This window comes from Hydrogenophaga flava NBRC 102514 (assembly GCF_001571145.1).
Classification (GTDB): Bacteria; Pseudomonadota; Gammaproteobacteria; order Burkholderiales; family Burkholderiaceae_C; genus Hydrogenophaga; species Hydrogenophaga flava.
Genome location: NZ_BCTF01000015.1, coordinates 1 through 22,582, shown reverse-complemented (window position 1 = coordinate 22,582; position 22,582 = coordinate 1). Strand labels below are relative to the sequence as shown.

The window sequence follows — 22,582 nt, the reverse complement described above, 5'->3', positions numbered from 1 at the left end:
GGGCGGGACGGGACGGAAGCTGCGTATTGTGTCCGAAAGGCCGCGCGGCCATGGCCGGACCGGGCGCGGCCTGGTGCCGCCGCTTATCATGCAAGGTTGCTTTTCTCACGCCCGCCCTGTGGATTCCAAGCTCACCGCCCCCGCCGCCCACCCCACCGCCACCACCTTGTCGGTGCGCGGCGCGCGCACGCACAACCTCAAGAACATCGACCTGGACATCCCCAAGCAGTCGCTGGTGGTGATCACCGGCCTGTCGGGTTCGGGCAAGTCCAGCCTGGCCTTCGACACCCTGTACGCCGAGGGCCAGCGCCGCTATGTGGAAAGCCTCTCCGCCTACGCGCGCCAGTTCCTGCAGCTGATGGACAAGCCCGACGTGGACCTGATCGAAGGCCTGTCGCCGGCCATCGCCATCGAACAGAAGGCCACCAGCCACAACCCGCGCTCGACCGTGGGCACGGTGACCGAGATCCACGACTACCTGCGCCTGCTCTACGCACGCGCCGGCACGCCGTATTGCCCGGACCACGACCTGCCGCTGGCCTCGCAAAGCGTGGCGCAGATGGTGGACACGGTGCTGGCCCTGCCCGAGGGCACGAAGCTGATGATCCTGGCGCCGGTGGCGCGCGAGAAGAAGGGCGAGTTCACCGACCTGTTCGCCGAGATGCAGGCCCAGGGTTATGTGCGCTTTCGCCTCAACGGCGAGGTGGTGGAGGCCGAGGCCCTGCCGGCGCTCAAGAAGACCGAGAAGCACAACATCGACGTGGTGATCGACCGCATCAAGGTGCGCTCGGCCGAAGAAGAAGGCACCAACCCGCAGCGGCAGCGCCTGGCCGAGAGCTTTGAAGCGGCGCTGCGGCTGGCCGAGGGCCGCGCACTGACGGTGGACATGGACACGGGCGCCGAGCTGGCGTTTTCGGCCAAATTCGCCTGCCCGGCCTGCACCCACACCGTGGGCGAGCTGGAGCCGCGCCTGTTCTCCTTCAACTCGCCGCTGGGGGCCTGCCCGGCCTGCGACGGCATCGGCCACACCGAGGTGTTCGACCCCGAGCGCGTGGTGGCCTTCCCCACACTCAGTCTGGCCAGCGGCGCCATCAAGGGCTGGGACCGGCGCAACGGCTACTACTTCGCGATGATCGAGAGCATCGCCGCGCACTACGGCTTCGACGCCGAAGCGGCGTGGGAAAGCCTGCCGGCGAACGTGCAGCAGGTGCTGCTCTACGGCTCGGGCGAGGAAGAGATCAAGTTCAGCTACGCGCTGGAATCGGGCGAACGCGCGGGCAAGAAGATCACGAAGAAGCACCCCTTCGAAGGCATCATCCGCAACTTCGAACGCCGCTACCGCGAGACCGATTCGGTCGCGGTGCGCGAGGAACTGGCGCGTTACCGCAGCACCCAGCCCTGCCCCGAATGTGGCGGTACGCGCCTTCGCAAGGAAGCGCGCCACGTGTTCGTGGGCGACGGCGAGCAGCGCCAGCCGATCTACAAGGTCAGCCACATCACCCTGGGCGAGGCGCTGGACTACTTCCGCCGCCTCGAACTGCAAGGAGCCAAGGCCGACATCGCCGCGCGCGTGGTGAACGAAATCCGACAGCGCCTGAAGTTCCTCAACGACGTGGGCCTGAACTACCTCAGCCTGGATCGCAGCGCTGACACCCTGAGCGGCGGCGAGGCCCAGCGCATCCGCCTGGCCAGCCAGATCGGCTCCGGGCTGTCGGGCGTGATGTACGTGCTCGACGAGCCCAGCATCGGCCTGCACCAGCGAGACAACGACCGCCTGATCGGCACGCTGCAGCACCTGCGCGACCTGGGCAACACCGTCCTTGTCGTGGAGCACGACGAGGACATGATCCGCACCGCCGACCACGTGATCGACATCGGCCCCGGCGCCGGTGTGCACGGCGGGCGGGTGATGTCGCAGGGCACACCAGCGGTCGTGATGGCCGACCCGAATTCGCTGACCGGCCAGTACCTCAGCGGCGTGAAAGAAATCGCCGTGCCCGCGCGGCGCACGCCCTGGCTGCCGGTCATCAAGCCCGAGGTGAAAGCCGCCCCGGTCAAGTCGAAGTTCCCCATGAGCCCCGCCGCCGAGCGCCGTGCCGAACGCCAGGCCGCGCACGAGGCGACGCTGGGCGAGCTGCAGGAAATCCGCGTGCGCGGCGCCAAGGGGCACAACCTCAAAGATGTGAGCGTGGCCTTCCCGGTCGGGCTGCTGACCTGTGTGACCGGCGTCTCCGGTTCGGGCAAATCGACCCTGGTCAACGACACGCTGTACGCCGCGGTGGCGCGCACGCTCTACCGCTCGCACGACGAACCGGCCGAGCACGAGGCGATCGAAGGCATCGAGCATTTCGACAAGGTCATCAACGTCGACCAATCACCGATTGGCCGCACCCCACGCAGCAACCCCGCCACCTACACGGGGCTGTTCACCGGCATCCGCGAACTGATGGCCGAGGTACCGATGGCGCGCGAGCGCGGCTACGGCCCGGGGCGTTTTTCCTTCAACGTGGCCGGTGGCCGCTGCGAGGCCTGCCAGGGCGACGGTGTGGTCAAGGTCGAGATGCACTTCCTGCCCGACGTGTATGTGCCCTGCGAGGTCTGCCACGGCCAGCGCTACAACCGCGAAACGCTGGAGGTCCAGTACAAGGGCCGCAACATCGCGCAGATCCTGGACATGACGGTGGAGAAAGCGGCCGAGTTCTTCAGCGCCGTGCCCACGCTGCACCGCAAGCTGCAGACCCTGCTGGACGTGGGCCTGAGCTATGTGCGACTGGGTCAGAGCGCGACCACGCTGTCGGGCGGGGAGGCGCAGCGCGTCAAGCTGGCGCAGGAGCTGAGCAAACGCGACACCGGCCGCACGCTTTACATCCTCGACGAACCCACCACCGGCCTGCACTTCGCCGACATCGAGCTGCTGCTCAAGGTGCTGCACCAGCTGCGCGACGCGGGCAACACCATCGTCGTGATCGAGCACAACCTGGACGTGATCAAGACCGCCGACTGGCTGATCGACATGGGCCCCGAAGGCGGCTCGGGCGGCGGGACGGTGGTGGTGCAGGGCACGCCGGAAACCGTGGCCGCCTGCGAGGCCAGCCACACCGGGCGGTATCTGGCGCGGCTGCTGCGGCGCTGAGTCCGGATACAGCCCAGATTGGATATCCGATATCGGTTCGCCGATACCAGATATCCAATTCAAGTCTTTGTTTTACAAAGACTTTTTCCTAAGATTGTCTAAAGATTGTCTGAATTCGATTCGAAAACTTCAGTCTTTAGACAATGGCGGAGACCGAGTCCACACTGCGCCGACCCCCCTTCGATTGGCAACAATGGCCTTGTCCTTGTTGGACATTTCGCTCAGCAGGTTCTTCACCCGGTTGGCTTTCTGAAGCGCCGTCAGCCCCGCAGGCATCGCCTCCAGCAAAGCTTGCTCGATGTCCTCACGCGTTGCCTTGCCAAACCGATCGATCAAGCCAAGCACCAATTGCTTGAGTGCCGGTTTCTGCAGCCCTGCCAGACGTGAGTACTGTCCACGCTGGTTGGTGGCGTCGGCAACTGCTGCCGCGATGTGAACTGTGGGGGATCGCCCTTCCAGCAGTTTGCGCCGTCTCAGATCAGCCAACACCTTGGCATCAATCGGTCGCCGTTTCTGAACGTGGTCCAGCGCGATGACATCCGCCAGGGAAAGATGAGATGCGAGCAACAAGGCGCGAGTAAAGGCTGGATCAATCTCCCGACCGTAGATGCGGACAGACACCGCAGGGGGCGCCTGTCTGATATCGAAGTCTGGCAAGGGGAAATGCCGGTCACGTTGCGTCCGGTACATCCGCTTGATGCCACTGCCGATAGTGTCGATCAGCCCCAGTTCCACCATCGCGTCTGCTAGGCAAGGGTTGCGATACAGATGCGTGGCATGCGATGCATCCAGAACCTTGTCGATGGTCCCCGGTATAAAGCCGCCCGCGTTTGAAAACAAGAGTGACGCGGGCGATTCCTTGACCTGCACGCGACCACCGAGTGCGTAGTCCTGGTGGGCCACGCAGTTCAACAAGGCCTCGCGGATGACCCAGTCGTCATAGTTCGGCACCTCCAGCGGCGCCAGCTGACCAGGCGGAAGTATCCGAACGGTGTGAATGCGGATCTTGGACACGAGATCGTCCACCGCCGCCACGAACGGCAGTGAGAAATGTTGGAAATCCAGTGGCTCATCCTGATCAGTCAACAACTGCCATGTCAGGCGCGGTGACACATCACCCAAGGTGGGCACTGCGTCCTGACGACCAAACAACAACAAGGCCGCTCGTGTCAGAACGCCCTGGCGCGACAGTCGAAGCTCTGCCAGGAATCGCTCCGCCGACCATTGCTGCATTTCGTCAAGCCGTCGTGGGTGCTTCTTCGCATACAGGGCTCGACCTCGCTCTAACGCGTCGGGCGACAGGAGCCCAAAGTCGTCCGATACGCAATGGGCCGTCCAGTCCAGCGCGGCCGACTGCATCCGGATGGCTTCAAACTTGGAACCCAGGGCTCCCAGCGACTCGCCAGCACGGCCATAGAAATGCCCCTTCCACGCCACCGGCTGCCCGCGAGGCGCGGGGGAGATCTGAAACATCAGAACGCGGGCACTTGGTGCGCAGTCGGCATGCGGCACCTCGAAGATCTGTACAAACCCATGTGACGGCGACGTACCCAAGGCCACCAGCTGTTTGAGGTCATTCAGCGCAGCCGCTCCGTTCCTGAACGTACTGCCCACCACGGGCCGCAACCCTGTTTGAGCATCTCGCTTGTCCTTGACTCCCAGCACCAGCCACGCACTGTCCCGCTCCAGGAGATTGGCTTCGTTCGCCAGCGCTGACACGTACTTGCCGAGCTCGTCGATATCGAAAGAATTCTTGGCCTCCTTGAAGTCCAGCAACTCCGTTTCCGCGGGCAAGGCCCTGAACCCATCCAACAGACGCGCGGCAGCGGTCACATCGATCATCGCGCCACCCCCTTCATCGCCTCGGTGACCTGCATCGTCTGCATGCTCACCGTGGTCACATCCTGCAGCAGGTCCACCACCTTTCCCTTGTGGCCGGCGAGGCGATAGGTGTCGAACTCTTCGCGGATGGGCGGGGCCTTGCGTTTCTTTTCTTTGCGCTGGCAGCCCCAGGCCTTGAGCAGGTCTTTGAAGGCTCCGCGGACGATGGTTTCGCGCTGGTGGCCACTGACCTTCTTGATGAGGTCGAGCTGACCGAGGTATTCGTGGATGAGGAGCTGGCTCATGGATTCCCTGCGCGCCCCGACGCCACAGGCCAGGGTCTGCGGGGATTATGTCCGCCGCTCCAGAGTGCGCCGGCTACCGCTTGCCGCGGAACGCGATACCCGCGCTGATTGAGTGCGTCGTCTTGCGGCCCACCAGCGGGCTGCGCGAGGGCGACGACAGCATGCGCGAGAGGTCCAGGCCACCGAACAGCACCCAGTGCTCGCTCAGCACATGGGTGTACTGCAGGCTGGCGCGCATGTTCTCCCAGCCACTGCTGAGCGTGTAGGGCGAGCGCCCGACGCTCTGGGCCGTTTCGGGCGTGATGCCGTAGTGGGTCTGCAGGTAGGTCTTGTCGCCGTAGGTCGCGCCCAGCCCGAAGTCCCAGTAGCTGTGTTCCGTCAGCGGATGGCGGTAGCCGAGCCCGGCCGACAGCCGCGAGCCGCCCCGACGTCCCAGCAGGTCCTTGTCGATGCTGGTGCTCCAGCTCCAGCGCTCGCCCAGTGACGACCCAGTGGAAATGCGGGCGCGCAGGGTGGACGGGATGTCGGGCAGCCCGCGGAAGCGGGGATCGCCACCGAAGTCGCGCCCGTTGTCCATGCGCAGGGACGCGCCCAGGCGCCAGTCGTTGAAGATGCCGAAGTCGGCGCTCACGCCGGTTTCCAGTTCTTCATTCCGCCCCGCCTTCAACAGACTGGAGGCCCGCGAGCGCGACACCCGGAACGGCCCCAATCGGAAGGCCCACATGGGCTTGAAGTCGTAGCTCACCGGCGCGTCGCCGATGTGGCCGTTGCCGGACACGACCGAGGCGCCGATCAGGTAGTCGCCTTCGATGGTGAGCCAGTCACCGTCGGCAGCGGAAGCGGCAACGGTGGAAGCACCCAGAACCAGACCCAGGCCGCAGCGATGACAGATGGACAGCATGGGCGCAGATCATAGCCACCCAACATGAAGCTGCTGCGGATGCCCCAGCGGGGCGTCCGGCATTGGTATCAGGCCCGCGCGGCGGGGCGCTGCGCGACCCGGTCGCGCCAGTTCTGCAAGGCGGAAAACCCTTGCTCGCCGGCGTTGAAGCGCATCAGCTTCGCGAATTCGATGGCGCAGAACGCGGTGATGTCGGCAATGGTGAAGCGCTCGCCCGCAATCCAGGGCTGGCGCTGCAGCTCGGCGTCGAGCCAGGCCGCGGTCTCGCGCAGCTTCTCGCCCTGCGAGCGGCCGAAGTCGGGAAACTGCGGCTGCTCCAGCGGCGCCAGGCCCGGGTGGGTGTGGCGCACGCAGTTGGCGATGGGCAGCAGGAAATACCACTCCACGCGCCGGTCGGCCATCTCGATGAAGGCCCGCTCGGTGGCGTCCACGCCCATCAGGTTGGGCTCGGGGTGCTGGCCTTCGACCCAGGTGCAGATGGCCCGGGTTTCGGTCAGCACGCGGCCGTCGTCGAACTCCAGCGCGGGGATGCGCGCCAGTGGGCTCTTGGCACGGAAGGCGGCGCTCTTGTGTTCCTGGGCGTTGAGGTCGACGTTCACCAGTTCGATGCCGGCCGCAGTCAGGTCGATGCCCTTCTCGGCCAGGAACATCTGCACCCTGCGCGGGTTGGGGGCGCGCGGCGACACATAGAGTTTCATGGCGGACCTCCGCTCAAGCCTTGGCGGCGTTCAGGACCTCGCGCGTGCGCAGGGCCTCGGCGCGCGCGGCGGCGGCGAAGTCGGCACCGCCCGAGGCGTAGAGCACGGCGCGCGAGCTGTTGACGATGACCGGGCCGGTGGTCGCACCGCCCAGCGTGCGGTAACCGGCGCGGATCGTGGCCACCGCGTCGCCGCCCTGCGCGCCCACGCCGGGAATCAGCAGAGGGAGGGTGGGCGCCAGCGCGCGCACCCGCTCGATCTCGGCCGGGTAGGTGGCACCGACCACCAGGCCGAGCTGGCCGTTGAGGTTCCACGGTCCTTGCGCGAGGCGGGCCACGTGTTCGTACAGCAGGGGCTGGCCCTCCACCGAGGCCAGGCGCTGGTTCTGCAGGTCGTCGCCGCCGGGGTTGGAGGTGCGGCAGAGCAGGAAAGCGCCCTTGCCGTGGTACTTCAGGTAGGGCTGGACCGAGTCGAAGCCCATGAAGGGCGAGAGCGTCACGGCGTCGGCGCCATAGCGTTCGAAGGCCTCGATGGCGTACTGCTCGGCGGTGCTGCCGATGTCGCCGCGCTTGGCGTCCAGGATCACCGGCACCTGCGGCGCCACCGCCTTCATGTGCCGCATGAGTTTTTCGAGCTGGTCTTCGGCGCGGTGCGCGGCGAAATAGGCGATCTGCGGCTTGAAGGCGATCACGGCATCGGCCGTGGCCTCGACGATGGCGGCGCAGAAGTCGTAGATCTTCGAGGCGTCGCCTTTCAGGCCGGCCGGGAATTTCGCGGGGTCGGGATCGAGGCCGACGCAGAGCAGGGACTGGTTCTGGCGCTCTGCCGCGCCCAGCATGTCGAGGAAGGTCATCCCCGAATTTTACGAACCCTGCTGCCGGGCGGTGGCGCTCGCAGGCTCGCAGGACGGACCCAGCACGGGCCGCAGCACCAGCGGCTGGTCCACGACCAGGTCCAGCGACGCCGCACGGACGCCCTGCCCCTGCCAGCCCTGCACGCGCCGGCACGGGCCTTCGAGCACCTCGATCTTCAGCGCCATGCCGTTGAAGTACCGCAGGGTCACCGGCTGCGACGGATCGCCCTCGTGGCGCAGACCGTTGACCTGCAGCACAGCGCCCGGCACCAGCGGCCCCAGCTGGATCGCCACTGGTGCCTCCAGCCCGAACAGCGACTGGAACTCCGCCAGCTGGGCATCCACCCGCTGGCTGGCAAACCCCTTGACGTGGCGGACCGAGCGCTCCCAGGCCGCCACGTCGGCCGGCACGCGCCAGCGGTTGATGTGGTGCGGCACTTCGGCGGCAATCTCACCGCGGTACTGGTCGACGAAGCGGTGCACGCGCTCCGGTGCGAAACGGGTGTTCAGCAGGTCCACATAACGCTGCAGGAACCGCGCCCGGACCGCCGGGTCCTTCATGAGCGCACGGAACAGGCGGGTGCTCCAGGCCAGGTCCGGCCGGCCGCGCGGCCCCTGCTCCGACAGCGTGTCGCTCAGCTTGAGGGTGCCCGGCACGTGGAAGGAGGCGTCCATGTCGTTGGCCGGCCAGTGCCATTTGCGGTACGCCTGGGCTCGCGGGGGTACCGAGACCGACGGACGCACCCGCCAGGCCTGCATGTTGTTGAAAGGCCAGTCGATGTTGCCGACATAGATCTGCGCGATGTGCAGGTCGATGTAGCTGGCCAGGTCCATCTCGGCCTCGGCCACCGGCCCCGCCGGACGGCCCGCCGCCGTGGCGGCTTCGATGCGCCCGATCAGGTCCAGCCAGTCTTGCGCCATGCCCGGCTGGTCTTCCGAGACCCCGTAGTTCCGGCTGAGTTCGATGTCCGAGTCCTTGACACCCGCCAGGCCTGCGAAGTGGTCGTCGCCCAGGCGCTCGCGCAGGTTGAACAGCCCCCAGTACTCGCCGTTGACGAACACCGACACCGGACGGCTGCGCGAGACCTCCAGGTGCAGGCCGTCCAACACCCGGTGCAGCACGGCGTCCCGGAACAGCGCCCCCGTGCGGTCGTTGCCCGCGTTGCGCAGGATGACCTGCTTGGCCGGAAAGGGCCGGTCCATGGGGCCGAACACGTCCATGTCGTCCTGGCCATAGCGCTTGCGCGCGTGCAGGCGCATCGACTTGTTGGTCGCCGCCCGGCTGAAGGCGCCGTGCACCCGCAGGCCCGCCGACTGCGCCTGGGGTCGCTGCTGCAGCCGGCCGTTCTCCGTGCCCAGGTACTCGACGTGCACGGCGCGCTCGGAGCTGTCGCCCTCGTCGCGCCAGTTGGCGTCGGCCGTGCCCGCGGTGGCGGTGTGGTGCGGGTGCCGCTCGCGCCAGGCGTCGAAACGCCGCCCGGCCACCAGCACGCCCTGCTCGTAGCCGAACAGGTCCTCGGGGTCGGCTGTGAGCGCCACCACCGGCAGGTTGAAACGCGCTGGGTTGCCGAAGAAGAAGCTGCGGGTCACGACGTGGCTGCGCTCGCCGCGCGGACCGACCGCCACCGCCCGCACGACCACGGCCCGGTCCACCTGGCCGTCGCCGGCGCGGGGGTGCACCAGCGCCTGCGCCGGGTCTGCGCCCGCCCAGGCGCCGATGCCGTCGCGCGAGTACTCCAGGAACTCGTCCCACACCCGTTGCAGCCCATAGGGGTCCGCGCCGGGGGGCGCCGGTGGCAGATGCGCCACCGGCTGGTCGCCGTAGCTGGTGGGGATGCGGGCGTAGCGGCCAGCGCCGCTCATCACACGGGAGAGCTTGATCGGTCCTCGGTAGGGCAGCGTCACCAGCCGCCCTTTTTCCAGCACGCCGTCCTTGCTGCGCGGCGAGCGCCGGTAGGCGGTCTTGTAGACAAAGCTGCGCTCGTAGGGGAACTGCACGTAGGGCGTCGAGCCGTCCAGCGTGTAGAAGATCGAGACCCCGGCGTCGGGGTGGTAGAGCTTGAGCTTGAAGGTGTAGGGGTGGAACCCCGCCTCGTGCGAGAACTGCGGCGGGCTGATGATGTCCGCCGCCTGCGCCGGCAAGCACGCGCAGGCCAGCAGCAGCGCCAGGCCACGCAGGGCCTGGCCCAGACCGGTCAGGAACCTCATGCCGGCACCCCCGCCGGGGCCGCTGCCAGGGCAGCAGCCGCCACCGGCTGGCAGCCCAGCCGCCGGTGGTTGGCGCCGAATCGGCTGGCGCCGGTCCAGAGCCCGCAGGCCAGCAGGCCGATGCAGTACTTGGACATCTGCGCCTGCGGCCGCAGCCCGGCGTCGCGCAGCAGGCGGTCGGTCAGCGACATCGGCCGCGCCGACTTGACCTCGACGATCACACTCGACGTGGCCTGGTGCGCCCGCAGGTCGGTGGGGTGCTCGAACGACAGGCCGGTGTCGATGGTGACCCGGGTCTGGTCGCGCGCGTCGAACAGGGTAATGCGCCGGTAGCGCACGTCCAGCGTGGGCAGGAAGCGGCGGTCGGCCGCGGCGCCGGCGATCTGCCGGATGCGGTCGAGCAGGCCGCCGAAATCGTCGCCGAGCGCCGACGGGTCGCTCAGCGGCACACGCGACTTGGCGGTCGCCGCCACCCGGGTCTTTTCCTTGAGCTCGCAGAAGGCCAGGCCGCTGTCCTCGTAGCGCCGGATGCGCAGCTTGAAGCGGTTGGCCCGGCCCTGGTTGTGGGCCCGGAAACACAGCAGGTCGGGCGTGTCGTAGTAGCGGCTCTGGTAACCGTGCGAACGCAGGCCGTCGATTTCCAGCACCGAGTGGCTGAAGCGCAGCACGTCGAACAGGCCGTCCAGCGCCGCCGGGTCCAGCACGTACTTGCGTTCGAGCCGCTTGAGCAGGGCGGCCTGCCCGTTCAGTTCGGCCAGGCCGATGGCGGCGAAGCCGGCCAGGCGGGACGCGGGGACAGCGCCCGGACGATCAGTACTCAACCTGCAGCTCCACGGTCTCGGTGATGCCGCACACCCGGACCAGCTGCACGCGCTGCGCCTTCAGGCCGGTCTGGCGTCCCACGGCCTCGACCACCGCGGCCTCGTCGCCCACGTCGAAGCTGCGGTCCATGTCCAGCTTGATGCGCGTGCTGCGCAGCGGGCGGCTGAGCCTGGGGTGGTCCAGCACATAGACCGAGGCCAGCATCGCCAGGATGATGATGACCATCAGGCCGCGGTCGATTGCGTTGATGGCGAACAGCACCGCCATGGAGGCGCTGCCGAAGAAGTAGGCAATGTCCACCCGGGACAGCTGCTCGGAGCGCAGCGTGAACAGGGCCAGGATGGCGAACAGGCCAAAACCCGCCGCCAGCGAGAACTGCACATCGGCCAGCACCGTGAGCACGGCGAACACGAACACGTTGAGCAGCAGGGCGGACACCGCGGTGTCGCGGTTGTGGTGCCTTCTGTAGTAGAGGCCGAACATCAGCACGCTGGCCGCGCCCAGGTTGAGCGAGAAGCGTGCGATGAATTCCAGATACCAGACGATTTCCATGGGCCGGTCAGCGGGAGAGGGGTGAGCGACAACGATCCCGACCGACCGGGGGCGTCGGAGGTGGGCAAAGCCGGCGAGTTTATTAAAGTTTTTTAAGAATCAGCAAGCGCCGCTGGGCGGCCCTCATGCATCGGAAGGTTTACAGGCCGGAAACAAAGACAGCACCCAGGCCCGGACCAGGCTTCCTACCATCCGGCCATGAACACCACGCCAGCCTCCTCCCAAGCCACCCTGAACCCTTCGCGCACCGCCCCACGACGGCACCTGTTCCGTCTGGGCCTGGCCGCCTCGCTGCTGTCCCTTGCACTGACCGGTTGCGGCGGCGGCACCACCGGCGACGAACCCACCGTCACGCTGGCCACCACCGCCACCAGCGCCTCCGCCGGCGAATCGGTCACCCTGATCGCCGTGGCCAGCTCCGACCTGGGCATCAGCGCCGTGCGCTTCTACCGCGTCGACTCCGGCGCCAGCACGCTCCTGGGCACGCTCAATGCCACGCCATACCAGTTCACCACCACCATCCCGTCGACGGCCACGGACTCCGTCTCCTATTTCGCCCGCGCCGTCGACACCGACGGCAACACCGGCGACAGCGACGACGTGGACATCGCCATCACCGACTGACGCGCCCGCACACCAGCCGATACCATCGGCGAGATGCGCCTTTCCCGCCAGCAACTCACCCTGCTCGTCCTGCTCACGCTGGTCTGGGGCATCAACTGGCCGATCATGAAGTTCGGCGTCACCGGCTTTCCGCCGCTGACCTTCCGCGCCCTGTGCATGTGGCTGGGGCTGCCGCTGCTGGGCGGCTTCCTGTGGCTGCGCCGCGTGCCCTTCACCATCGCCCGCGAACACTGGCGCGAGCTGGCCGTGCTCACCGTGTTCAACATGTTCTTCTGGCACACGCTGGCGATCCTGGCGATCCAGTCGCTCTCCAGCGGGCGCGCCGCCATCCTGGGCTACACCATGCCGGTGTTCTCGGCCGTGATGGGGGCGCTGTGGTTCGGCCAGCGGCTGGCGACGCGCGCCTGGGCCGGCGTGGCCGCCGCCGCGCTGGGCGTGGTGCTGCTGCTGTGGCACGAGATCACGAACCTGTCGGGCAAACCGCTGGGGGTGTTGATGATGCTGGTGGCGGCCGCCACCTGGGCCATCGGCACGCAGCAGATGCGCCGCACCCGCATCGCCGCGCCCACACTGGCGATCAGCTTCTGGATGACGGTGGCGACCACGCTGTGGATGTCGACGCTGGCGCTGCTGTTCGAGCGCGGCCAGTGGCTGGCCCCCAACCCCGCGCAGTGGGCGGCCATCGCCTACAACGCGGTCGGCGTGTTCGCCTTCGCGCAGGTGGCCTGGCTGGTGCTGGCACGCGAGCTGCCGCCCATCGCCTCCACGCTGTCGGTGATGTTCATCCCGGTGCTGGGCGTGTTCAGCGGCGCCTGGTGGCTGGGCGAGGTGCTGCACTGGCAGGACTGGACCGCCGTGGCGCTGGTGATGCTCTCGATCGCCACGGTGCTGTGGCCCGCCCGCTCCACCGCGGCCACCTGAGTCACATCGCCTTCATCAGAAAGCGCTCGATGGCCGTGGCCAGCGCGATGGGGGTCTCGTCCATCGGGTAGTGGCCGGCGTTGACCATCACCTCCAGCGTGGCGTTCGGGTAGTGCTGCAGCCAGGTGGCCTTGCAGGTCTCGGCGCCGAGCGCGGGGTCGTGTTCGCCCGCGATCACCAGCACCGGCAGGGTCTGGCCCTGCACCCGGTCCAGCACCGAGGTTTTCGCCCAGGCCACCAGGTAGTCGGCCACCGCGGTCTCGTCGGAATGCTGCAGCGAGCGCCGGGCCATGCCGTCGAGCCACACGCCCGAGAGCCGGTTGCCGGTGGTGAGGTCGATGATGGCGCGGCGCGTGTCCACGTCTTTCGCGGCGGCCGAGAAAAAGGTCCAGCCGGCGTCGTCGAAGGGCACACCCCCGGCGGGCACCGGCGTCACGCCCACCAGGGCCTGCACCCGCTGCGGCGCATCCGCCAGCACCTGCTGGATCGCCAGCCCGCCCATCGAATGCCCGACCAGCGCGAACCGGTCCCAGCCCAGCGAATCGGCCAGCGCCAGTGCGTCCTGCGCGATCTGTGCCATGGTGTAGGGGCCACCGCTGTCCTTGCGGTGGCCGTAGCCGCGCTGGTCTAGGAATGCGTAGGTGAAGGCGTCCTTGTCCAGGTGCTGGACCAGCGGGCCCCAGCCGCGCGCGTGGCCGAACCAGCCGTGCAGGCACAGCACCTTGCGCGGGCCGGTGCCGATGAGGGGAGCGTCGAAGAGCTGGGTCATGGAGGTCTCCTGTCGGTGGTGATGACCGCAGGATCGCGCGGCGGGCGCGGGCCGCCTACCGGGGGAACCCCTGCCCCCGGACCGTCAGAGGCCCTCGGCCGTCTCCATCGCAAGGCACAGGTCTTCCCAGGCCTTGGCCTTGTCGGCCGGTGTGCGCAGCAGGTAGGCCGGGTGGTAGGTCACGATCACCGGCACGCCCTCGTAGCGGTGCACGCGGCCGCGCAGGCGCCCGATGGGCTCTTCGGTGCGCAGCAGCGACTGCACCGCGAAACGCCCCATCGCGACGATGATCTTGGGCTTCACCAGCGCCACCTGCCGCGCCAGGAAGGGCTCGCACTGCGCGACCTCCTGCGGCTGGGGGTTGCGGTTGGCGGGCGGGCGGCACTTGAGCACGTTGGCGATGTAGGCGCCTTTCGTGCCCTCGCCACTGCGGCTGCGACCGACCGCGCGCAGCATGTTGTCCAGCAGCTGGCCGGCCGCGCCCACGAAGGGCTCGCCCTGCAGGTCCTCGTTCTCGCCCGGCGCCTCACCGACGATCATCCAGTCGGCCCCGGTGTCGCCAACGCCAAACACCGTGTTGCGCCGCGTCTTGCACAGGCCGCAGGCCTCGCAGCCGGCCACCGCCGCCTGCAGCGCCGGCCAGTCCATCTGCGCCACGCCGGCCGGGCGCAGGCGTTCGGCGGTCGCGGGTGGGGTGGACTGGGCCACGGGTGCAACGGCCGGTGCGGCTGGCGCAGGCCCCGGTGCGGCGGCGGGTGCAGGAGGGGCCGAGGGGCGGGTCTCGGCCGGCGGGGGCGCCACCGGAGCGGACACCGCTGGCACCTCAGCCGGCGCAGGCTCCACCGCGGCCGCATCGGCGCGCGGCGCCCAGACGCGCACGCCCATCTCGGCCAGCATCGCGCGCTGGCGCGCATCCAGGTGCGGCACGAAGGAGGTGGGGTCGTCGTGGGGGTCGCTCATGCACCGTCTCCCGGGCCGCGGACCGCCAGGTCCAGGCTCATCACCACCGCGTCCTCGCGCTGCAGGCCTCCGGCCGGGTAATAACCGCGGCGCAGGCCGACCTGCTGGAAGCCGTAGCGGGTGTAGAGCGTGCGGGCCGGTTCGTTGCCCGCGCGCACCTCCAGCCACAGCCACTGCGCGCCCTGGCCGCGCGACCACAGCACCAGGGCGTCGAGCAGGAAGCGCGCCCAGCCCTGGCGCTGCTGCGCGGGCGCGACCGTGATGTTGAGCAGGTGCACCTCGTCCACGCCGGGCATGGCCACCAGGTAACCGATCAGCACCCGGCCATCGCCGCGCTTCGGGTGCGGCACCTCGCCCGGCAGCGGCTCGGCCAGCAGCATCACGGAGGGGTAGCCGCTGGCCAGCGAATCGGCGAAATGGCGCCGCGACCAAGGGTGGGCATAGGCCGTCTTCTCGACCTCGCAGACGGCATCCAGGTCGGCCTCCGACATGGGCTCGAAGGCCACACGGCGTCCGCGCTGGGGGTCGGTGGCCGCCGCGGGCCAGGGCGAAGCGAGCGCCGTCATGCCCGTCCCTCCCGTTCCAGCGTGGTGCGCGCGACCTTGTCGCGCACGTACAGCGGCAGCGCGTCGCGCGCGTCCACCGCGTGGCCCGCCGCCAGCAGCGCCGGCGCCAGCGACAGCAGGGCCTGGGCCGTGGGCAGCGCCGGCTGCTGCGGTGCCGCCGGCAGGTCCAGCCGGTCGCGGTACACCTCGAACACGTTCCCGGCCAGCAGCACGTCGCGCCCTTCGTCTGGCGCCACACCACGCAGCCAGCCGCCCAGGTCCTGCGGGGCGCACAGGCGCGGTGCCTGCAGCGGCTCGGTCCGCAGACCTTCGGGGCCGCAGGCGTACAGGGCTACGTATATCTCGTCCATGCGCGCATCCAGCAGCGCGGCGATGGTGGCCGGCACCGCCAGGCCGTCGGCGACCAGCTGCAGCCGGGCCGATTCGGCCAGCGCCAGCAGGGTGTCCACCGGCAGCACCGGCCGCCCACCCGCGCCGTAGGCCAGGCCCTGCGCCACCGAACAGGCGGTGCGCAGGCCGGTGAACGAGCCCGGGCCGCGCCCGAACACGATCGCGTCCAGCGAGGCGAGCGACCAGCCCTCCTGCGCCAGCAGCGACTGCACGGCCGGCAGCAGCGTGGCAGAGGCCTGGGCCGCGCCCGGGCCGGTGTATGCCAGCGGCGCCTCGCCGGGCGCACCCGAGCCCAGGGCCACCGACAGGGTGTCGGTGCTGGAGTCGATCGCCAGAAAACGCAGGTCGGAAACGGGCATTCGGGGGATTATCCGTGAGGGGCGCGGACCCATAATCGCGTCTCCATGCGACACCCCCTGCACGCAGCCCTGCTGTCCGGCCTGCTGCTGACCCTGGTCAGCAGCGGTGCGCTCGCACAGGCGCAGGAACAGGAGCTGTCGGCCGGCGAGCTGCGCCTCACCCCCGAAACGGGTCTGCACGCGCCTGGCGTACCGTCTGCCACCGCAACTTCCACACCGCCGCGCGCCACAGCCCCCTTGCCCCCGGTGCAGACCGGCCTGCCGCCCTCGGTGCTGGCGGTGCTGCAGCGCGCCCAGGTGCCGGCCACGGCGATGTCGGCCCTGGTGCTGCCCGTCGGTGGCCCCGGCGCCGCCCGGGTGCGGTTCAACACCGAACAGCCGGTCAACCCGGCCTCGGTGATGAAGCTGGTGACCACCTACGCCGCGATGGACCTGCTCGGCCCCGATTTCACCTGGTCGACCCGCTTCTACACCGACGGCGTGGTGGACCGGGGCACACTGCGCGGCAACCTCTACATCAAGGGCGGCGGCGACCCCAAGCTGGTGCTCGAACGCATCCAGGGCGCCTTCCAGGCGCTGCAGAACCTGGGGGTGGTGGTCGTGCTGGGCGACATGGTGCTGGACAACAGCGCCTTCGACCTGCCGCCGCGCGACCCCGGCGCCTTCGACGGCGAGGCGCTGCGGCCCTACAACGCAGGCCCGGATGCGCTGCTGGTGAACTTCAAGTCGGTGGTGCTCAAGTTCTTCCCCGACCCGGCCGCCGGCGTGGCGCGGGTGTTCAGCGAACCGCCCATGGCGGGGCTGGCGGTGGACGCCACGCTGCCGCTTGCGCGCGGTGGCGGCTGCGGCGACTGGCGCGGCGCCATCGGTGCACGCTTCGACGACGTCAACGCCATCCGCTTCACCGGCCGCTACCCGGCGGGCTGTGGCGACAAGGAGTGGCCCGTGGCCTACCAGGACCCGGCCAGCTACGCGGCGCGCGCGCTTGAAGGGCTGTGGCGCAACAGCGGCGGCGCGCTCACCGGCAAGGTGGTCATGGGCGCCACCCCGGCCCGCGCCCGCCTGCTGCACGAGGCGAAGTCGCTGCCGCTGTCGGACATCATTGCCGACGTAAACCAGTGGAGCAACAACGTGATGGCGCAGCAGCTGTTCCTCACGCTGGGGCAGCTGGCGCCCGCGCGGGTGGATTCGATGACCGTGCCGCGCGGTCGGCTCACGCCCGAGCGCCAGGGCCGGCTGGAGCGCTCGCGCGAGATCGTCGCGCGCTGGTGGAGGACCACCTTCGGCATCCGCCACACCGTGCCGGTGATGGAAAACGGCTCCGGCCTCTCGCGCATCGAGCGCATCACGCCCGAGGCCCTGGGCGATCTGCTGCAGCACGCGGCCCGCCACCCGCGGGGCGCGACCTTCGTGCAGTCGCTGTCGGTGGCAGGGGTCAAGGGCACGGCGGCCCGCGTCGGCCGCGAACCCGGCAGCCTGGCCTATGGCAACGCCTGGCTCAAGACCGGCACGCTGCGCGACGTGACCGGCATCGCCGGCTATGTGAACGCGGGCAACGGCAGCCGCTACGTGGTGGTCGGCTTCATCAACCACCCGAACGCCATGGCGGCGCGCCCGGCGCTCGACACCCTGGTCGAGTGGACCGCGGCGCTGCCCGACTGACAGCGAAGCCGCGCCAGGCGGCTCAGCCCAGGGACCAGGCCAGCGCGGCCAGCGCACACACGCTCAGCAACCCCAGCCCCGCGCCCAGCAGCCGGCGGTGGTCGCGGCGGGCGATCAGCGCGCGCGCCTTGCGGCGGTTCAGCGCGGCCAGCACCATGTCGTCGTCGCAGGTCTCGGCCTGCATGGTGCTGTAGTACTGGTGTCTCGTGGCGTCGTTGATGGCCAGGCGGTCGTCGCTGACGCTCTGGAAAGCGAAGTGGTTGCGGTTCACGGCAGGCTCGCAGGTGGTTCGGCGGACGGTGGTACAGACGCCCTTAGGGACATCCTGCATGGGGTATCGGCCAGCCACCGCCGAACTTGAGGGAAAGATTCGCCCGCGTCAGGCCGCAGCGCGCTGCAGCCGGTCGCGCACACCGTCCCACTCGCTGCCCTCGGGCGGCGCCTCGACCCAGATCAGCTTCACGCCGGTGGCGTCCAGCGCGCGCAGCACCGCAAACAGTTCCTGCGCGCAGGCGGCGGCGTCGGCCGGCATGCGGCGCTGCACCACGGCGCGGGCGGCCCGCTGCGTGGTGCGGGTGTACACGGCGATGTGTTTCGCGTCCGGGCCCAGCACATCGAGCGCGGCCTGGATCTGCTCGCCCGACATCAGCCGCACCTTGGCGCGCGGCGCATAGTGCGATTCCAGCGTGCCCGAGGCGCGTGGCGCGGCCTCGTCGCGCTCGCGCAGCGGCTGGCTGCAAGCGGCCTCGATCTGCGCCGGCGTGAGCATGCCCGGGCGCAGCAGCACCGGGTGCCCGCGCGAGCAGTCGACGATGGTCGATTCGATGCCCACCGGGCAGGCGCCGCCATCGAGGATCAGCAGTTCGTCTTCCGGCAGGTCGGCGAATTCTTCGGCCACGTGCGCCGCCGTGGTGGGGCTGACGCGACCGAAGCGGTTGGCGCTGGGTGCGGCCACGCCCAGCACGCCCTGCGCCCGCGCGGCCACCAGCAGCGCCTGCGCCACCGGGTGCGACGGGCAGCGCACGCCCACCGAGTCCTGTCCGCCGGCGGCCACCGCCGCCACCTCGGGCCGGCGCGGCAGGATCAGCGTCAGCGGGCCGGGCCAGAAGGCGGCCATCAGCGCCAAGGCGAAATCCGGCACGCTGTGCGCCAGCGGCGCCACCGCCGCGCGCCAGTCTCCGGCGTCGGCCGGGGGGATGTGCACGATCAGCGGGTGGTCGCTGGGTCGGCCCTTGGCCGTGAAGATGCGACTCACCGCGCTGGCGTTGCCGGCATCGGCGGCCAGGCCGTAAACCGTCTCGGTCGGCATGCCCACCAGGCTGCCCGCGGCCAGGCGCGCGGCGGCCTGCTCGATGGCCGCAGGGTCGCGGGCGTTCAGGGTCAGGGGCACGGGCTCAGTCCAGCGCGGGCAGGCCGAGCAAGGCGAGGACTTTGGAAGCCGTCTCGCGCACCTGCGCCACCGAGTCGCCGGTGATGTTCAGGTGGCCCATCTTGCGGCCCGGGCGGGCGCTGAGCTTGCCGTACAGGTGCAGGTGGGTGCCCGGCAGCGCCAGCACCTGCGCCCAGGGCGGCGCCACCGGCTGTTCGCTGGCCTGGGCGCGCACGCCGTTGGGCTTGAACCAGAGGTCGCCCAGCAGGTTGACCATGAGCGCCGGGCTGTGCTGGCGCGGCGTGGGCAGCGGCAGACCGGCCAGCGCGCGGACCTGCGCCTCGAACTGCGACATGTCGCAGGCGTTCTGCGTGTAGTGGCCGCTGTTGTGCGGGCGCGGCGCCATCTCGTTGACGATCAGGTCCGAACCACCCTGGCCGTTGTCGACCACGAAGTACTCGACGCAGAGCACGCCGACGTAGTTCAGGTGGTTCGCAATCGCCACCGTGCTGGCCTGCGCGCGCGCCGCCAGCTCGGCCGGCACCGCGCCTTCAAACACTTCGGTGATGGCCAGGATGCCGTCGTGGTGGGTGTTCTTCTGCACCGGGAAGGCGACCACCTGGCCATTCGCGCCGCGCGCCACGATGACCGAGCACTCGCTCTGCAGCGGCATCAGCTTTTCCAGCACGCAGGGCACCCGGCCCAGCTGGTCCCAGGCCGCCGCCAGCTCTTCGCGGTTCTTCACACGGATCTGGCCCTTGCCGTCGTAGCCCAGGCGCGCGGTCTTGAGGATGCCGGGCAGCAGATCGGCCGGCACCGCCGCCAGCAGCTCGGGCGTCTCGATGGCGGCGTAGGGCGCGGGGTAGACGCTGAGGGGGCCACCTTCCGACGCGGTGGTGACGAAGTGCGCCTTCTCCTGGATGCGGTCCTGCGCCACGGCCACGCAGCTGGCCGAGGGCGCCACCGGCCGGTGCGCGCCCAGGGTGATCAGCGCGGGCGCGGGCACGTTCTCGAACTCGGTGGTGATGGCGTCGCAGCGCTGCATGAGCTGGGCCAGGCCCTGCTCGTCGTCGTAGGCGGTCTCGATGTGCCAGTGCGCCACCAGGCCGGCCGGGCTGGCCGGATCGGGATCGAGCACCGCGGTGAAGTAGCCCATGGCCTGCGCGGCCTGCACGAACATGCGCCCGAGCTGGCCACCGCCCATCACGCCCAGGGTCATCTGCTGGCCCCGGTCGGACAGGGCGCCGGGAAGCAAGGGTTTGAGGCTCATGGGGTCAGACGGGCAAAGTCATGTTGCGCGCCGCCTCGGTCTGCTCGGCACGGAAAGCCAGCAGCCACTGGCGCAGGGCCGGGTCTTCGTTGGCCAGCAGGGCCACTGCGAACAGCGCCGCGTTGGCGGCCCCGGCCGGGCCGATGGCGAAGGTCGCGACCGGCACGCCCTTGGGCATCTGCACGATGGAATGCAGCGAATCCACGCCCGACAGCGCCTTGGACATCACGGGCACGCCCAGCACCGGCACCACCGTCTTGGCGGCGATCATGCCCGGCAGGTGGGCCGCGCCCCCGGCGCCGGCGATGATGGCCTTCAGCCCCCGGCCGGCGGCGGCTTCGGCGTAGGCGAACATGTCGTCGGGCATGCGGTGGGCCGAGACCACGCGCGCCTCGTGTGCGACACCGAAGTCTTTGAGGATCTGCACGGCGTGCTGCATGGTGTCCCAGTCGCTGCTGGAACCCATGACGACGCCTACCAGGGGTGTGCTCATGGGGAGGGCTCTCGTGCGCGCCGGGCGGGCGCTGTTGGAAGGAGACTCGGGTGAGGCCGCAGCGCGCGGGCGGGCGGCTCCGGTAAAGTGCGGATTTTACGTTTCGCGCCACGCCGGCCGCCACGTCCCGCCCCCACACCACCGCTGCACGCCATGATCAACGTCACCGTCGCCAACTTCGAAGCCGAGGTCATCGAGGCCTCCATGCACACCCCGGTGCTGGTCGATTTCTGGGCCACCTGGTGCGGCCCCTGCAAGGTGATCGGTCCCATCCTGGAGAAGGTCGAGGCCGAGTACGGCGGCCGCTTCAAGCTGGTCAAGATCGATTCCGACCAGGAGCAGCAGCTGGCCGCGGCCTTCGGCATCCGCAGCATCCCGACCTGCGTGCTGCTGATCGGCGGCCAGCCGGTGGACGGCTTCATGGGCGCGCTGCCCGAGGGCCAGATCAAGGCCTTTCTGGACAAGCACCTGCCCAGCGAGGACGAGCTGGCCGCGCTGGCAGAGGCCGACGAAGCGCAGCAGATGCTGGCCCAGGGGGGTGAAGGCGAAGAGGCCGACCCGGTGTCGGCGCTGGAAAAGCTGGCCCACGCCCTGGAACAGGCACCCGACAACGACGACCTGCGCTTCGAGTTCGTGCGCCAGTGCATCGGCCACGGACTGTTCGAGCAGGCCGCAGGGGCACTGGCCCCGGCCATGGCCCGCATCCCGGTGCCGCTGCGCTTCGACGCGCTGAGCCAGTGGCTCAACGCACTGGAGTTCGTCGGTACCGACCCGCGCGGGCAGTGGCCGCTGGAGAAGTTCGACGAGCGGATCGGCCAGAACAGGCGCGACTTCGAGACCCGCTTCGCCAAGAGCCGTGTACTGATCGCCATGGGCGAATGGCCCGCCGCGCTGGACGAGCTGCTGGAGATCATCATGCGCGACAAGAAGTGGGACGACGAGGCTCCGCGCAAGACCTACGTCGGCCTGCTCGAACTCATGACCCCGCCCAAGCCCAAGGCCGACCCGGCCGCCGCAGGCAAGAGCGCCGGGGGCATCGAGCTGGCCGGCAAGGCGGCGGTGCAGGAAGACCCGCAGGCGCAGATGGTCTCGCAGTACCGGCGCAAGCTCAGCATGGCCCTGAACTAGGCCCTGCACTGCGGCTCAAGGCAGGGTCTTCCAGTGGCGCAGCAGGGTGCGCAGCGCCTCCGGGGGGTTGGTCGGGCCCAGGGTGGCGGCCTGGCTCTGCGTGTTGACGCCATGGCATGAAGCACACAGGCGCACCTCGCCCGGCTGGAAGGTGACCCAGACCCGCTCGCGCACCACCGGGTTGCCCGCCCCGTCCGTGGTTTGCCAGGTCAGGGCCCGGCGCGCCGGCACGAAGGCCGCCGTCGAGCCGTCGGGCGCGATGCGAACGCTGCTGACAGGCCCGCCCGCGTTGGCCGGCATGCTGGCCCGTGGCTCGTGCATGGGCACAGGCAGCACGCGGCGTCCGGCGAAGCGGTATCCGCGCACCAGGTCGCCCTGGAACAGCTGGAAGTGCGCAATGTCGTACACCCGTCCACCACCGGGGGCGACGGTGCTCACGCCGCCGGGCACGCGCAGGTTGTAGGGCTGCTGCTGATCGGCACGGTCCCGGGAGGTCTGGTTGCGGGTGATGATCAGCGCCAGGTCGTTGGCCCTGAGCCAGTTGCGCAGCTGCGCCTCGTCCACCGCTTCCTCGGTGAAGATCTGCCGCTCGGGCGCGGCCAGCGGAGGGGCCTGGCGCATCGGAGGCTTCAGACGCGCCACCACCTCGACGGCCTCCAGCTCCCACATCAGGCCATCGAAGCTGCGCAGCGTGTCGGGGTCCCACCAGCTCACCGACTTGCGTATGCCGCCGGTGAGCGACACCCCGGCCTGCAGCAGGCCGCCCGCCGCGGGCGCC

At 69.5% G+C, this 22,582-nt stretch carries 22 protein-coding genes; 5 read left to right on the top strand and 17 right to left on the bottom strand.

Going from position 1 to position 22,582, the window contains the following annotated elements:
• Positions 1–88: 88 nt before the first annotated feature.
• Complete coding sequence (gene uvrA / locus HFL01S_RS13880; RefSeq protein ID WP_084383305.1) at positions 89–3,133, top strand: excinuclease ABC subunit UvrA; 3,045 nt, start codon at positions 89–91, stop codon at positions 3,131–3,133.
• A 129-nt stretch (positions 3,134–3,262) separates the two neighbouring features.
• Here uvrA and HFL01S_RS13875 read toward each other — a convergent pair whose 3' ends face one another.
• The 8 genes from HFL01S_RS13875 to HFL01S_RS13840 all read right to left on the bottom strand — a co-directional run bounded on the left by HFL01S_RS13875 (position 3,263) and on the right by HFL01S_RS13840 (position 11,293).
• On the bottom strand, positions 3,263–4,975 hold the full coding sequence (locus HFL01S_RS13875) for an RNA-binding domain-containing protein (protein WP_066259475.1): 1,713 nt from the start codon (positions 4,973–4,975) through the stop codon (positions 3,263–3,265).
• On the bottom strand, positions 4,972–5,259 hold the full coding sequence (locus tag HFL01S_RS13870) for a hypothetical protein (protein WP_066259472.1): 288 nt from the start codon (positions 5,257–5,259) through the stop codon (positions 4,972–4,974). The genes HFL01S_RS13875 and HFL01S_RS13870 overlap by 4 nt, the downstream gene beginning before the upstream one ends.
• A gap of 73 nt (positions 5,260–5,332) precedes the next feature.
• Positions 5,333–6,160 (bottom strand): MipA/OmpV family protein, encoded by an 828-nt coding sequence (locus tag HFL01S_RS13865; RefSeq protein ID WP_066259471.1) that lies wholly within the window; start codon positions 6,158–6,160, stop codon positions 5,333–5,335.
• Positions 6,161–6,228: 68 nt separating this feature from the next.
• Positions 6,229–6,858: a glutathione S-transferase family protein gene (locus tag HFL01S_RS13860; protein WP_066259465.1), complete on the bottom strand. Its 630-nt coding sequence runs from the start codon at positions 6,856–6,858 to the stop codon at positions 6,229–6,231.
• A gap of 13 nt (positions 6,859–6,871) precedes the next feature.
• Entirely contained in the window at positions 6,872–7,711 is an 840-nt protein-coding gene (gene pyrF, locus HFL01S_RS13855; RefSeq protein WP_174525241.1) for an orotidine-5'-phosphate decarboxylase, read from the bottom strand.
• Positions 7,712–7,720: 9 nt separating this feature from the next.
• Positions 7,721–9,919, bottom strand: coding sequence for a CotH kinase family protein (locus HFL01S_RS13850; protein ID WP_066259462.1), 2,199 nt, complete (start codon positions 9,917–9,919; stop codon positions 7,721–7,723).
• A complete protein-coding gene (locus tag HFL01S_RS13845; protein ID WP_066259460.1) occupies positions 9,916–10,740 on the bottom strand; it encodes a polyphosphate polymerase domain-containing protein in 825 nt (274 codons plus the stop codon). The genes HFL01S_RS13850 and HFL01S_RS13845 overlap by 4 nt, the downstream gene beginning before the upstream one ends.
• Positions 10,730–11,293: a DUF4956 domain-containing protein gene (locus tag HFL01S_RS13840; protein ID WP_066259458.1), complete on the bottom strand. Its 564-nt coding sequence runs from the start codon at positions 11,291–11,293 to the stop codon at positions 10,730–10,732. The genes HFL01S_RS13845 and HFL01S_RS13840 overlap by 11 nt, the downstream gene beginning before the upstream one ends.
• Before the next feature lie 198 nt (positions 11,294–11,491).
• Here HFL01S_RS13840 and HFL01S_RS13835 point away from each other — a divergent pair, with 198 nt between their 5' ends.
• Both HFL01S_RS13835 and HFL01S_RS13830 read left to right on the top strand, forming a co-directional pair.
• Positions 11,492–11,917 carry an Ig-like domain-containing protein gene (locus HFL01S_RS13835; protein WP_066259456.1) on the top strand — a complete coding sequence of 142 codons (426 nt, stop codon included), beginning with the start codon at positions 11,492–11,494 and terminating at the stop codon, positions 11,915–11,917.
• Between the two features lie 33 nt (positions 11,918–11,950).
• Entirely contained in the window at positions 11,951–12,838 is an 888-nt protein-coding gene (locus tag HFL01S_RS13830) for a DMT family transporter (RefSeq protein WP_066259455.1), read from the top strand.
• Between the two features lies 1 nt (position 12,839).
• Here the strand turns inward: HFL01S_RS13830 and HFL01S_RS13825 are convergent, their stop codons facing one another.
• From HFL01S_RS13825 to tsaB, 4 genes are all read right to left on the bottom strand, one after another.
• Positions 12,840–13,607: an alpha/beta fold hydrolase gene (locus tag HFL01S_RS13825; protein WP_066259454.1), complete on the bottom strand. Its 768-nt coding sequence runs from the start codon at positions 13,605–13,607 to the stop codon at positions 12,840–12,842.
• Between the two features lie 84 nt (positions 13,608–13,691).
• The gene (locus tag HFL01S_RS13820) at positions 13,692–14,567 is read right to left on the bottom strand and encodes a uracil-DNA glycosylase (RefSeq protein ID WP_066259449.1); all 876 of its coding nucleotides are present in this window, start codon (positions 14,565–14,567) and stop codon (positions 13,692–13,694) included.
• A complete protein-coding gene (rimI, locus tag HFL01S_RS13815; RefSeq protein ID WP_084383304.1) occupies positions 14,564–15,133 on the bottom strand; it encodes a ribosomal protein S18-alanine N-acetyltransferase in 570 nt (189 codons plus the stop codon). Before rimI ends, HFL01S_RS13820 begins: the two co-directional genes overlap by 4 nt.
• Positions 15,130–15,882, bottom strand: coding sequence for a tRNA (adenosine(37)-N6)-threonylcarbamoyltransferase complex dimerization subunit type 1 TsaB (gene tsaB / locus HFL01S_RS13810; protein WP_066259448.1), 753 nt, complete (start codon positions 15,880–15,882; stop codon positions 15,130–15,132). The genes rimI and tsaB overlap by 4 nt, the downstream gene beginning before the upstream one ends.
• Positions 15,883–15,927: 45 nt before the next feature.
• Between tsaB and dacB the strand changes: the two genes are divergently transcribed.
• Positions 15,928–17,544: a D-alanyl-D-alanine carboxypeptidase/D-alanyl-D-alanine endopeptidase gene (dacB, locus tag HFL01S_RS13805; protein WP_066259447.1), complete on the top strand. Its 1,617-nt coding sequence runs from the start codon at positions 15,928–15,930 to the stop codon at positions 17,542–17,544.
• Positions 17,545–17,566: 22 nt separating this feature from the next.
• Here dacB and HFL01S_RS13800 read toward each other — a convergent pair whose 3' ends face one another.
• From HFL01S_RS13800 to purE, 4 genes are all read right to left on the bottom strand, one after another.
• A complete protein-coding gene (locus HFL01S_RS13800) occupies positions 17,567–17,815 on the bottom strand; it encodes a hypothetical protein (RefSeq protein ID WP_066259444.1) in 249 nt (82 codons plus the stop codon).
• A gap of 108 nt (positions 17,816–17,923) precedes the next feature.
• Entirely contained in the window at positions 17,924–18,928 is a 1,005-nt protein-coding gene (locus HFL01S_RS13795; RefSeq protein ID WP_066259756.1) for an L-threonylcarbamoyladenylate synthase, read from the bottom strand.
• A gap of 10 nt (positions 18,929–18,938) precedes the next feature.
• Positions 18,939–20,183, bottom strand: coding sequence for a 5-(carboxyamino)imidazole ribonucleotide synthase (locus HFL01S_RS13790; protein ID WP_066259440.1), 1,245 nt, complete (start codon positions 20,181–20,183; stop codon positions 18,939–18,941).
• A 4-nt stretch (positions 20,184–20,187) separates the two neighbouring features.
• A complete protein-coding gene (gene purE / locus HFL01S_RS13785) occupies positions 20,188–20,676 on the bottom strand; it encodes a 5-(carboxyamino)imidazole ribonucleotide mutase (protein WP_066259437.1) in 489 nt (162 codons plus the stop codon).
• A 153-nt stretch (positions 20,677–20,829) separates the two neighbouring features.
• Here purE and trxA point away from each other — a divergent pair, with 153 nt between their 5' ends.
• Positions 20,830–21,804 (top strand): thioredoxin, encoded by a 975-nt coding sequence (trxA, locus tag HFL01S_RS13780; protein WP_066259435.1) that lies wholly within the window; start codon positions 20,830–20,832, stop codon positions 21,802–21,804.
• Positions 21,805–21,819: 15 nt separating this feature from the next.
• Here trxA and HFL01S_RS25420 read toward each other — a convergent pair.
• On the bottom strand, positions 21,820–22,582 hold a 763-nt coding region (locus HFL01S_RS25420; protein WP_218008632.1), incomplete at its 5' end, for an HzsA-related protein.

Excerpts from the sequence above, each read along its gene's own strand:
- uvrA (WP_084383305.1), top strand. The coding sequence starts at position 89 with ATGCAAGGTTGCTTTTCTCACGCCCGCCCTGTGGATTCCAAGCTCACC.
- HFL01S_RS13875 (WP_066259475.1), bottom strand. The coding sequence starts at position 4,975 with ATGATCGATGTGACCGCTGCCGCGCGTCTGTTGGATGGGTTCAGGGCC.
- HFL01S_RS13870 (WP_066259472.1), bottom strand. The coding sequence starts at position 5,259 with ATGAGCCAGCTCCTCATCCACGAATACCTCGGTCAGCTCGACCTCATC.
- HFL01S_RS13865 (WP_066259471.1), bottom strand. The coding sequence starts at position 6,160 with ATGCTGTCCATCTGTCATCGCTGCGGCCTGGGTCTGGTTCTGGGTGCT.
- HFL01S_RS13860 (WP_066259465.1), bottom strand. The coding sequence starts at position 6,858 with ATGAAACTCTATGTGTCGCCGCGCGCCCCCAACCCGCGCAGGGTGCAG.
- pyrF (WP_174525241.1), bottom strand. The coding sequence starts at position 7,711 with ATGACCTTCCTCGACATGCTGGGCGCGGCAGAGCGCCAGAACCAGTCC.
- HFL01S_RS13850 (WP_066259462.1), bottom strand. The coding sequence starts at position 9,919 with ATGAGGTTCCTGACCGGTCTGGGCCAGGCCCTGCGTGGCCTGGCGCTG.
- HFL01S_RS13840 (WP_066259458.1), bottom strand. The coding sequence starts at position 11,293 with ATGGAAATCGTCTGGTATCTGGAATTCATCGCACGCTTCTCGCTCAAC.
- HFL01S_RS13835 (WP_066259456.1), top strand. The coding sequence starts at position 11,492 with ATGAACACCACGCCAGCCTCCTCCCAAGCCACCCTGAACCCTTCGCGC.
- HFL01S_RS13830 (WP_066259455.1), top strand. The coding sequence starts at position 11,951 with ATGCGCCTTTCCCGCCAGCAACTCACCCTGCTCGTCCTGCTCACGCTG.
- HFL01S_RS13825 (WP_066259454.1), bottom strand. The coding sequence starts at position 13,607 with ATGACCCAGCTCTTCGACGCTCCCCTCATCGGCACCGGCCCGCGCAAG.
- HFL01S_RS13820 (WP_066259449.1), bottom strand. The coding sequence starts at position 14,567 with ATGAGCGACCCCCACGACGACCCCACCTCCTTCGTGCCGCACCTGGAT.
- rimI (WP_084383304.1), bottom strand. The coding sequence starts at position 15,133 with ATGACGGCGCTCGCTTCGCCCTGGCCCGCGGCGGCCACCGACCCCCAG.
- tsaB (WP_066259448.1), bottom strand. The coding sequence starts at position 15,882 with ATGCCCGTTTCCGACCTGCGTTTTCTGGCGATCGACTCCAGCACCGAC.
- dacB (WP_066259447.1), top strand. The coding sequence starts at position 15,928 with ATGCGACACCCCCTGCACGCAGCCCTGCTGTCCGGCCTGCTGCTGACC.
- HFL01S_RS13790 (WP_066259440.1), bottom strand. The coding sequence starts at position 20,183 with ATGAGCCTCAAACCCTTGCTTCCCGGCGCCCTGTCCGACCGGGGCCAG.
- purE (WP_066259437.1), bottom strand. The coding sequence starts at position 20,676 with ATGAGCACACCCCTGGTAGGCGTCGTCATGGGTTCCAGCAGCGACTGG.
- trxA (WP_066259435.1), top strand. The coding sequence starts at position 20,830 with ATGATCAACGTCACCGTCGCCAACTTCGAAGCCGAGGTCATCGAGGCC.